This is a genomic window from Actinokineospora spheciospongiae, from assembly GCF_000564855.1.
In the GTDB taxonomy this organism is placed as follows: domain Bacteria; phylum Actinomycetota; class Actinomycetes; order Mycobacteriales; family Pseudonocardiaceae; genus Actinokineospora; species Actinokineospora spheciospongiae.
This window is the reverse complement of the sequence record NZ_AYXG01000010.1, coordinates 1-7,106: the sequence shown is the minus strand read 5'-3', so window position 1 is coordinate 7,106 and position 7,106 is coordinate 1. Positions and strand designations below refer to the sequence as shown.

General features: G+C 72.8%; 7 protein-coding genes. 4 read left to right on the top strand and 3 right to left on the bottom strand.

What is annotated here, in order from left to right:
• Nucleotides 1-95: 95 nt before the first annotated feature.
• Complete coding sequence (locus tag UO65_RS01560; protein WP_052020433.1) at nucleotides 96-1,151, top strand: cation diffusion facilitator family transporter; 1,056 nt, start codon at nucleotides 96-98, stop codon at nucleotides 1,149-1,151.
• On the opposite strand, the gene UO65_RS01555 is transcribed toward UO65_RS01560, so the two are convergent.
• Nucleotides 1,128-1,769, bottom strand: coding sequence for a class I SAM-dependent methyltransferase (locus UO65_RS01555; protein ID WP_052020431.1), 642 nt, complete (start codon nucleotides 1,767-1,769; stop codon nucleotides 1,128-1,130). The two genes, UO65_RS01560 and UO65_RS01555, sit on opposite strands and share 24 nt — an antisense overlap.
• A gap of 250 nt (nucleotides 1,770-2,019) precedes the next feature.
• On the opposite strand from UO65_RS01555, the gene UO65_RS36485 reads away from it, so the two are divergent.
• Nucleotides 2,020-2,169 (top strand): hypothetical protein, encoded by a 150-nt coding sequence (locus UO65_RS36485; RefSeq protein WP_161784403.1) that lies wholly within the window; start codon nucleotides 2,020-2,022, stop codon nucleotides 2,167-2,169.
• Nucleotides 2,170-2,211: 42 nt separating this feature from the next.
• On the opposite strand, the gene UO65_RS01550 is transcribed toward UO65_RS36485, so the two are convergent.
• Together UO65_RS01550 and UO65_RS01545 are read right to left on the bottom strand one after the other, a co-directional pair.
• Complete coding sequence (locus UO65_RS01550; protein ID WP_035277966.1) at nucleotides 2,212-3,480, bottom strand: DUF3089 domain-containing protein; 1,269 nt, start codon at nucleotides 3,478-3,480, stop codon at nucleotides 2,212-2,214.
• Between the two features lie 30 nt (nucleotides 3,481-3,510).
• Nucleotides 3,511-5,097 (bottom strand): carboxylesterase/lipase family protein, encoded by a 1,587-nt coding sequence (locus UO65_RS01545; protein WP_035277964.1) that lies wholly within the window; start codon nucleotides 5,095-5,097, stop codon nucleotides 3,511-3,513.
• 285 nt (nucleotides 5,098-5,382) lie between these two features.
• On the opposite strand from UO65_RS01545, the gene UO65_RS35350 reads away from it, so the two are divergent.
• Together UO65_RS35350 and UO65_RS35345 are read left to right on the top strand one after the other, a co-directional pair.
• Entirely contained in the window at nucleotides 5,383-6,099 is a 717-nt protein-coding gene (locus tag UO65_RS35350) for a hypothetical protein (RefSeq protein ID WP_052020427.1), read from the top strand.
• A 121-nt stretch (nucleotides 6,100-6,220) separates the two neighbouring features.
• Nucleotides 6,221-6,919, top strand: coding sequence for a helix-turn-helix domain-containing protein (locus UO65_RS35345; protein WP_052020425.1), 699 nt, complete (start codon nucleotides 6,221-6,223; stop codon nucleotides 6,917-6,919).
• Nucleotides 6,920-7,106: the final 187 nt, after the last annotated feature.

The following is a 7,106-nucleotide window of genomic DNA, read 5'->3' as shown; positions in this document are numbered from 1 at the left end:
CCCCGGCCAAACACATCCACCCAGCCGGGCACCACCAACAAACAACCGGGCTCGGCCACCCGGCGGGGGCGCGGCGCCGGGCTTAACCTCGGCCGGTGGCCGAGAAGAAGACCGAGCTCCCCGACTCGGGCGAGAGCACCCTGACCGTCGTCCTCGCGGGATCGGTGAACCTCGCCATCGCCGTGCTCAAGCTGATCGCCGGGCTGATCACCGGGTCGGCGGCGATGCTGTCGGAGGCGGCGCACTCGGTGGCCGACACCTTCACCGAGATCCTGCTGCTCACCGCGCTCAAGGCGTCCACCAGGCCCGCCGACCGGGAGCACCCGTTCGGCTACGGCAAGGCGCGCTACTTCTGGTCGCTGCTCGCCGCGGTGTCCATCTTCACCTCGGGTGCCGTCTTCGCCCTGTACGAGGGGTTCTCGACGATCTTCGGCGAGCCCGAGGAGCAGACCTCACCGCTGGTGGCCTACATCGTGCTGGGGATCGCCTTCCTGCTGGAGGGCACCTCGTGGTTGCAGGCGCTGCGGCAGGTCCGCGGTGAGGCCAGGGACACCGGCCGCTCGTTCGGCGACGAACTCCGCCACAGCGACGACCCCACGTCCAAGACCGTGCTCTACGAGGACTCCGCCGCGCTCGTCGGCCTGCTGCTGGCCTTCGCCGGGGTCGGCCTGCACCAGTTGACCGGGTCCTCGGTCTGGGACGGCGTCGCCTCGGTGGCCATCGGCGTCCTGCTCGCCGGGGTGGCCTTCCTGCTCGGCCGCACCAACGCGGGGCTGCTGATCGGCAGGCAGGCGGACCCGAGCCTGGTGTTCGCCATCCGGGACGCGTTCAACTCCGCCCCCGAGGTGGACGCGGTGGTGGACCTGCAGACCATGCTCATCGGCACCGACCGGGTGCTCGTCTGCGCCAGGGTCGACTTCGACGACACCATCACCGCCGGTGAGCTGGAGCGGGTCTGCGTGCGGATGGCGACCGACCTGCGGGCGGCGCAGCCCGACGTGGCGGAGGTCTTCATCGAGCCGGTGCCGCGCTCGGACGAGGAGCTGCGCGCCGCCGTGCTCGCCCGCTACGGCCGCAGCACCCGGCCCGCGCAGGTCTCCGTGGACCAGGTCTCCGGGACGCGCGCCTCAGGCGAGGAACCGGCCGGCTGACCACGCCCGGTCGCCCGGCGCCTCGATCCGCTCGACCCGCCTGCCGTCCACGTAGGACTCGTCGACGACCAGCAGCCCGGTGTCGGCGGCCTCGGTCCACGCCCGCGTCGGCCCGACGCCCCACGGGTACCAGGGCACCAGGTCGTCGATCACCACGTGCCCGCCGGGGCGGGTCACCGCGCGGGCGTTGCGCAGGTCGGCGGCGGCCACCTCGTAGTCGTGCCCGCCGTCGACGAAGATCAGGTCGGCCCGCTCGGGGCGGTCGGCGGCGAACGCGGTCACCGTGCTCAGCGAGTCGCCCAGGACCAGCTCGTGGCGCCCCGGGTAGCGCTCGTCGACGAACTGCTTGGCCAGCAGCACACTCGGCCGGTCGTCCAGCTCGAAGGAGACGACCCGGGTGTCGGGACCGCTCTCCAGGAACGCGATGGCCGAGAAGCCGAGGTTGAAGCCGATCTCGAACACCAGCCCGGCCCGGTGCCGGGTCGCCAGGTCGCGCAGGTACGTCGCCTCGGCGACGCTGGCGCCGCCCTCGCTCATGTCCGCCCCGCCGTCGCGGACGTGGTGGTACACCCGCCACATCAGGTCCGACAGCGCCGCGCTTTCCTCGATGAGGTCCATGGCCACGTCTTCCGGGAGGTGGGAACGCCTGAGGAGGTGATTGTCGCTGGCTGACGTTGCGATCGGGTGAAGCCGAACGCGTACCGTGACAAATTGTCATCCGAACGGGTATTGCTGAGTACCGGTTTGCGCGGGGGCGCAGGTTACACAGTGGCGCGGGTCACGGTGAGCGGTGGGTTCGTCACCGACCGGCGCGAGCGGGTGGCACGATCGAACCGTGTCGATCTCTACACCGAATCGTGAGACTCCAGTGTCAGCAGAGCAGACCGTGCGCTTCTCGCCCATCCCCCGGGCCACGAAGCCGACCCTCGCACCCCCCGCGGCGACCCGCCCGCGCAAGTCGCTGCTCAAGCGGATCGCCCGCCGGATCGTCGGGCAGGGCCTGCTCACCAAGCGGTAGGGCGGTGGTGGTGCCCGGCGGGCGGCCGGGCACCACCGCACCTCACCCGCGCCAGGCCGCGACCTGGGCGCCGAGCAGGCGGTCCAGGTCACCGGCGAGCAGGTTGTAGTCGCCGACGTGCAGGCCGAACGAGGTCGCCCCGCTCTGCGGGGGCGCCACCTTCGGGCTCGCGTCCACCTGCATCCAGGAGCGGTTCGCCGTCTCGTCCCCGGTGAAGCGGCAGCCACCCCGCCCGTCGCCGGGGTAGTGGGCGAAGCCGGTCTTGAGGTCGGGCACCGGGACGCCGGTCAGGATCAGCGACAGCGGGCCCGCGTGGGCGAACGGGTTGCCCTTGAGCAGGGTCCTGGTCGGGAGGTACGGGTCGATCGGCGTGGTCGCGTCGGCGGGGGCGCCCGCCAGCAGGGCGGCCGGGTTCACGCACAGCGACTTCACCCCCGGTGCCAGGTTGCCCGCGAACATCGTCCCCGGTGACTGGCCCTGCTCCACCGCGAACGCGGAGTACCCGACCAGGCAGCCCCGCTCGGTCGTGCTCGCGCACGGCCGCAGCGTCCGGAAGGACGCCCCGGGGTTGTCCTGGTCGCCCGCGGACACCGGCACCTGCACCGAACCGCCGAGCAGGTAGGCGCTGATCAGCTTGTCCCGCTCCGGCGTCGGCCCGTCGAACTTGGCCTTGATCAGGTCGGTGAGCACGAAGGTGCCCTGCGAGTGCCCGAGCAGCACCACCCCGCGCCGCTCCCCGGTCGCCGGGTCGACGTTGTCGTGCGCCCAGTAGTCCTCGAAGGCCGTGCGCACGTCCAGCGCGGCGCGCTCGCGGTCCGGTCCGGTGACGCCGCCGAGCAGGCCCGCCAGGGGGATCTGCCGGTAGCTGGGCGCGAACACCCGGCAGCGGTGGGTGAACCGGGCGACCTGCGCCAGTGTCACCGCGGTGCCCTCCTCGCGGCGCTCCGGCGGGATGTTCCCGGCCTGCACCAGCGGGTTCGGCAGCGCGTCGACGGTGGGGTAGACGTAGAAGCAGTCGACCGGTTTCGGCCCGCCCGGCGCGAACGGCTCGACGCCGACCGGCCTGTCGTCGGCGGACATCGTGCTCGCGTCGAGGTTCACCGCCCGGCCGTTCGGGTAGTGCGGCGCCCGGTCCTGCGTGCCGTCGAGCGCCTGGCCGCACAGGTTGTCGGTCAGGCCGGGCTTGCACAGCCACACCGTGCGGGCCAGCGGCTCGGCCGCGCTCGCGGTGCCCGGTTCGGCCACCACGACGGCCGCGGTGGTGGCCGCGGCCAGCACCGCCGCCGCGGCCAGGGTCAGTCGAATCCGCACTGGGGGAACTCCTCGCTCGAAGATCGGGGCTCAGATGTTGGGGATCATGCCGTCGTCGTACATCTGCTTCCAGAACCCGCACCGGTGGTCGGCGCCGAAGGAGGCCGCCGGTCCGACGAAGGTGGGGCTCAGCCGCTGCACCACGTCGCGGCCCGGGGTGACCGGGGCCCACGGGGCGGGCCCGGTCGGCACGCCGGTCCTGGCGAAGGACGTCCAGTAGGACATCATCGCGGTGGAGAGCTCCCGCTGGTCCGGGGAGAAGAACGGCGGCAGCTTCGTGCCCACCGAGCGGCCGAACACGTACGGCAGCTCCGCGGCGTGCGAGGAACCCGACGGCAGGTAGAACGGCAGGTCCGGGGGCAGCGCGGCGGGGTCGTCGAACTCGTAGGCGAACACCGGGACGTGCTGGGCCAGCGCCTGGTTGGAGTACTGCGCCGAGCAGGCGAACACCGCGTCGGTCACCGCCCCGCTGATCGCCTCCGGGGGGCTGGGGAAGCCGCCGAGCGGGTACTGCTCGGCGATCCGCTCGACGAAACCGCCGCCGAAGCGCTCGCTGAGCCGGGTCAGGTAGTTCACTGCGGTCACCGTCGTCCCGGCCAGCGCCTTGATCGCCACGAACAGCGACGCCTCCTCCCGGTTCGTGCCCTGCAGCAGCGGAACCCGGTTGACCCGGCCGGACTCGAACGCGTCCTGGATCGCCAGCGGCACGAGGCCGCCGCCCACCGGCGGGGTCCAGCGCAGGTTGATGTCGCTGAGGGTGATCCCCGCCCCGGCGAGCAGTTCGTCGGTGGACTTGCCGCGCAGGCACGCGTCGGTGGTGCTCCCCGGGCAGCCGACGCCGCGGGCGAAGCCCTCGCCGAGGTTCTCGGCCTGGGCGACGGTGGGGGCGGGCACCGCGCAGCCGCTCTCGGCGATGCCGCGGGCGAACAGCCCGGCCGCCTGCGGGGAGGCGATCTGCGAGCACACGCTGCCGCCGCCCGCCGACTCGCCGAAGATCGTGACGTTGGCCGGGTCCCCGCCGAACGCGGCGATGTTGCGCTGCACCCAGCGCAGCGCCGCCTGCTGGTCCATCAGCCCGAACTGGCCGTCGCCGTCGAGCGCCGGGTGCGCGAGGAACCCGAAGGGCCCCATCCGGTAGTTGATCGTCACCACGACGACGTCACCGAACTTCGCCAGCTCCGAGGTCTCGTACTCGCTGCCGGACCCGATGACGTACGCGCCGCCGTGTATCCACACCATCACCGGTTTGCCCGCCGCGCCGCCGCGGGGCACGTGCACGTCGAGGTACAGGCAGTCCTCGGTGGTGATCCTGGTGAAGTCGATGCCGTAGGTCTGCGCGCACTTGTTCCCGGATTTCTCCGCATCGCGCACCCCGAACCACCCGGCCGCCGGTTGCGGCGCCCGCCAGCGCAGCGGCCCCACCGGCGGCGCGGCGAACGGGATGCCCCGGAACTCGTCCACCCCGTTGTCCGACCGGCCGAGCAGCAGCCCGCCATCCACCCGCACCAGCGGGAACCCGAACGCCTGCGCGGGCATCGCGGACAGCACCGCGACCCCCACCAGCGCCGCAACCACGGCGGCGCACACCACCCGCCACACCCGTCGGACCCGAATCATCGGCTGACCTCTTCCCGCCCGGAAAACGTCGCTGTTTCCGCTGCTCAATCGACGGTAATGGCGATGTGGGGGCGCGGCAAGAATCAATAGTTGTCACCCGGGGAAAGGCCATTCCGGGACAAATGGTGGGTCGGTACCGGTTCGGTGGAGGATCGCCCGGTGGCGGGTGGGCGGCCCGCGAGCGGGACCCGGTCGCACCCCGCGCCGGGGGCGCTGATTAATCTCCGCATCCGCCGATCCGGACATGCCGCGATCGGTCGGGCACGGGCAGAGGAGCAGAAGACGGTGGCGGTTTTATCGGGCACGGCGCAGCAGCGGTACCAGGGCATCGGCTCCCTGATCGTGTCGGCGCGGCGGCTGGGGGAGTACCGGGAGATGTTCGCGCTCTCCGACGCCGACCTGCTCGGCGGTCCGGTCCTCGACGTGGCGGGCGGCGCGTCGAGCTTCCTGGCCGACCTGGTCGCCCTGGGCGGCACCGGGTGCGCGGTCGACCCGCACTACCACCGGCCCGCTGCCGAGCTGACCGCCGCGGCCGACCGGGGGGCGGCGCTGGCCCGCACGGCGATCACCACCTGGCCGGAGCTCTACGCCGAGCACGTCGCCGACGCGCCGGTGGCGTACCTCGCCGAGTGGCAGCACAACCTGCGCCGCTTCGAGGCCCACTACCGGCCCGGCTCCGCGCACTACCGCGCGGCCTCCCTGCCCGTCCTGCCGTTCGCCGACGGTGAGTTCCGCATCGCCCTGTCGAGCCACCTGCTGTTCTCCTACCCCGACGACTTCGGCCACGACCTGCTGCTCGCCTCGATCGCCGAGATGGTCCGCGTCAGCGCCGTGGAGGCCAGGGTCTACCCGCTGGTCGACACCATGGGCAGGCCGTACCCGGAGCTGGACCGCCTCCGCGCCGACCTCGCCGAGCGCGGCGTCGACACCGAGCTGCGGCCGGTGCCCTTCCGGCTGTTCAAGTCCGGCACCCACGCGTTCGTCGCCCGCCGCGCCGCCTGAACGAGCGGTGGAACTGGGAAAGAGCTGTTTATTTCCCACCGCTGAGCAGCCCTTATCGCAGCGCGTCCGCCGGTGTTACGTTCCGTGTGCACCCGGCGACCGGCCGGGCCGGGGAGGGGTTGTGGCGGCCGAGTTCGGGCGGGCGTTGCGGGCGCACCGGCGGCGGGCCCGGCTGACGCAGGCGCAGGTGGGGGAGCGGGTGGGCTACCACCACAGCCTGATCTCGAAGGTGGAGAGCGGTGCCAGGACCCCGCCGCGCGGGTTGGCGGCGGCGCTGGACGAGGTGCTGGGCACCGGCGGGGAACTGACCGCACTGGACACCCAGGACAGTCCACAACAGACACTGCTGTCGCTGCTGCCGGGAGCGGCGGCCGACGGGGTGCGGATTCCGCTTCGCCACTGGCCCGCCGTGCTCCCGGCGGGGATCGGCTGCCCCGAGCACGGGGCGGTGGCCTGCCGGGTGCCCGTGGCCGCGAGCGCGCACGCGCTGCTGGCCCGGCTGGGGCGTGACCGACCCGGACCGGACCTGGTGCACGTGCTCACCGCGCTGCTGCACGACTGCGCCGCCACCGACGCGCTGGCCCCGGTGGAGTGGGCGCTGCACCGGTTGGCCCCGGCCGATTCCCGGGCGCTGCTCACCCTCGCCGCCCACTACGCGCGGGTGGCGGGCAGGATGCGCGCCGCCCGGGGGCAGGACGCGCTGGGCATGGCGTGGCTGGGGCAGGGGCTGACCTGGGCCGCCGCCGCGGGGGACGCCGCCGTGACCGGCCGGCTCCTGCGGGACGTGGCCGCGCTGACCCGGGTGGGCGTCCCGGCCTGAGGGCTGTTGTGGGTCCTCGAAGCCGGGGTTCCATTGGGGTACTCGGGTGGATGTGCTCGGCCTTGTTGCCAGGCCCGGGTTTTGGTGGGTGTGCCCGGGTGGGTGTGCTTAGCTTTCGAGCCCGGTCTTTCGCTGGGGTGCCCGGCTGGGTGGATGTGTTTGGCCGGGGCCCCTATGGCGATCATGT